General features: G+C 73.9%; 3 protein-coding genes. 1 reads left to right on the top strand and 2 read right to left on the bottom strand.

All coding sequences use genetic code 11. From position 1 onward, the window contains the following. Positions 1–40: 40 nt before the first annotated feature. Positions 41–1138, bottom strand: coding sequence for a baeRF3 domain-containing protein (locus tag ACWGJO_RS41365; protein WP_452190933.1), 1098 nt, complete (start codon positions 1136–1138; stop codon positions 41–43). Positions 1139–1342: 204 nt separating this feature from the next. Continuing rightward, positions 1343–1933, bottom strand: a complete 591-nt coding sequence (locus tag ACWGJO_RS41360) for a lytic polysaccharide monooxygenase (protein WP_359915504.1) — start codon at positions 1931–1933, stop codon at positions 1343–1345. A 356-nt stretch (positions 1934–2289) separates the two neighbouring features. On the opposite strand from ACWGJO_RS41360, the gene ACWGJO_RS41355 reads away from it, so the two are divergent. Next, positions 2290–2757, top strand: a complete 468-nt coding sequence (locus ACWGJO_RS41355; protein ID WP_387692391.1) for a MarR family winged helix-turn-helix transcriptional regulator — start codon at positions 2290–2292, stop codon at positions 2755–2757. The last annotated feature ends 79 nt before the right edge of the window (positions 2758–2836 follow it).

The following is a 2836-nucleotide window of genomic DNA, read 5'->3' as shown; positions in this document are numbered from 1 at the left end:
CGCCCACGGGCGAAGGGGGGCGGCCGCGGTCGGGGGCGGGTCAGTAGCGCAGGACGGCGGCGATCCGGTCGCTGTCGGCGAGGGTGCCGTCGGGGACGAAGCCGACCTGGCCGCCGGTGTCCAGGGTGCGCTCGATCACCTCGTCGACGATGTCCTCGCGGGCGCCGGGCTGGTCGGCCTCGGCGGGCACGAGGTGCTCGCCCTCGTCGCGCACGGTGGCGCGGTAGTTCTCCTCGACGACCAGGCGGGCGACCCGGCCCTCGCCGACGGTCCGCCAGACCTCGTCCAGGCCGGCCGCGAACTGCTGGGCGCCGCGGGCCTTGTCGAGCTGGGCGAGGTGCTCGGCGACCTCCTGGTCGGCGTGGGCGCGCACGGCGGGTTCGACCACCTTGCGGACGGTCTCGGCGTCGGCCTGGGCCAGGCCGCCGTGCGGGAGCTGCGCGGTGGACTCCTTGGCGATCGGGCCGACGGCGTCCAGCAGGGCGAGGGCGGCGGCCTCGCCGACCACGTACAGCGGGCGGGGGGCGGCGGCCAGCAGCTTGCCGACCTCGGTGTCGGCCTGGCGCAGGAAGGTCTTGGTCGCCTCGTCGCGGAAGGTGCTGGGCGTGTCGCCGATCTGCTCCTGGCGTTCGGGGTCGGGGTTGTCGAAGACGCGCACCAGCGGAAAGCCGCGGCCCTTCTCCTCGGTGACCCGCTCCTCGGTGCCGCCCCAGAGCACCACCTTGTCGGCGGCGACCGCGAGCACCCAGAACGGGCGCTCGGCGGCGTGCGCGGCGACCAGGTTGCGGGTGAGGAAGGTGTCGGACAGGACCACCCGGGCGGGGGCGGTGCGCCCGAGTGACCAGACCTGGTGCTCGCCGGGGGCGGCGAAGATCGCCAGGCCGTCCTCGGCGTGCACCAGGTCGACCTCCGCGAGGGCCCGGTCGAGCTGTTCCAGCACGTCGATCCGGTCGGCGCGGGAGACCTCCGGGTCCGCCTGGACGCGCTCCTTCGCCTCGGCCAGCAGGTTGCGCAGCCGGACCGGGTCCTGGGTGTTGTCCGGCTCCCGGCGGTGCGTGGGCATCAGGATCGACACCACCGGATAGGGCCGCGGCCGGCGCAGCTCGGCGAGGACGGCGGGGCTGAGGTCGGGGCGCATGGAGACCCTTTCCGAAGGCGGTCGGCCTTCTTTCGTGGACGCGCGAAGCCTGGCACTGCTGCCAAATGTCGTCAATGTACCTATTTGCGGCTTCTGCGGCGCGCGAGCACGGCCCGGGCGAGGGTCTCCGGTGCGGTCGGGCGGGCGGCCCGCCGGCGCCGTCCGGAGTCGGGCGGCGGCGTCGGCGGGACGGCCCGGGGGCGGTCAGAACTGGACGTCGGTGCAGGAGTAGAAGGCGTTGCCGGTGTCGGCGATCTCCCAGACGGCGACGATCACCTGGTGCCCGGTGCGGCCGGTGGGCAGGGTCCCGGTGTGGGTGGTGGTGGCGGCGGGCTGGCGGCCGTTGTAGGGGACGGTCAGGAACGGGGTCAGGTCCAGGGCGGACCGGGTGATCGGCTGGCTCGCGCTGTAGCCGGGCTTGGTCAGGTAGTACTTGAAGTTCGTGGTGGAGTGCCGGGCCTCGATCTCCCAGGTGAAGGTGAGCTGCTGGCCCGCCGTCACCCTGGTGGTCGGCCAGGCGCCGCCCCGGGGGTTGTCCAGCGGGGCCCAACGGGCGTCCCCGCCGGCGCAGATGGTGCCGTCCGCGGGGCCGCGGCCCGGGAAGCCCTTGGGGCCCTCGACGCTCTGCGGCTCCCACTGGATGTCGCCGCAGTCCCACGGGACGGCGTTGGCGCCGCAGAGCGCGGAACGGCTCGGCGGCAGGTTGATGAAGCCGTGCGACTGGGCCGGCAGGGCCGCCGCGATCGGCAGGGCGATCGCGGCCGCGGCGGCGGCGATCAGATGGCGCTTGCGCATGGTGCTCCTCCGTGGGGGTGGATGGAGTGTGCGCCCGGCGCGGGGCGTGCGCGTGCGCGTGGGGGTGCGCACGGCGGCCTGCCCGAGACATGGCATGCCCGCGCCAGACCGGTTGCCCGACACCGTAGGAGCTGCCTTCCCCTCGCGTCAATGGTCTGAACCATTTACGCCAAAGCCTTGCGAACACTGGGCACTGCCCAACACCCCTCGCCCCGACACCCCGACCGGACCCACCCGGGCCCACCCCGGGCCCGCATGGGAAGATTATTTGCACAAGCGCTATACAAGCTCTGGCCGATATTTCAGTTCATGGCTTATCCTTGTCATCAGCCACATCTGCAAGGAGGCCAGGCCCCATGACCGCCACGGACCCCGCGCTCACCGCCCTCGCCAGCGGCTGGAACGCCCTGTCCCTCCTGCACGGCCGGATCGAGTCCCACATCGAACGCGCCCTGCAGGCCGAGCACGACCTGAGCGTGCGCGAGTACTCGCTGCTCGACGTGCTCAGCCGCCAGCACGACGACGAGGGCGGGCACCTGCAGATGAAGCAGGTCGCCGACGCGGTCGTGCTGAGCCAGAGCGCCACCACCCGCCTGGTCACCCGGCTGGAGGACCGCGGCCTGCTGTCGCGCTACCTGTGCCCGACCGACCGCCGCGGCATCTACACCAATGTGAGCGAGGACGGGCTGAAGCTCCTGGAGCGGGCCCGGCCGACCAACGACGCCGCCCTGCGCGAGGCCCTCGACGAGGCCGCCCGCAACCCCGAGCTGACCTCGCTGGTCCGCGCGGTCGAGGCCGTGGACGCCGCCTCGCCCGCCCGCTGACCCCGGCCGGCCCCGCACCGCCACTCCCCCGGGCCCGGCCCCGCCGGACCCCCCCCCCCCGGAGGACCGGGCGCGCCCC

This window comes from Kitasatospora sp. NPDC054795, from assembly GCF_053611565.1.
This window is presented reverse-complemented; position numbering and strand designations above follow the sequence as displayed.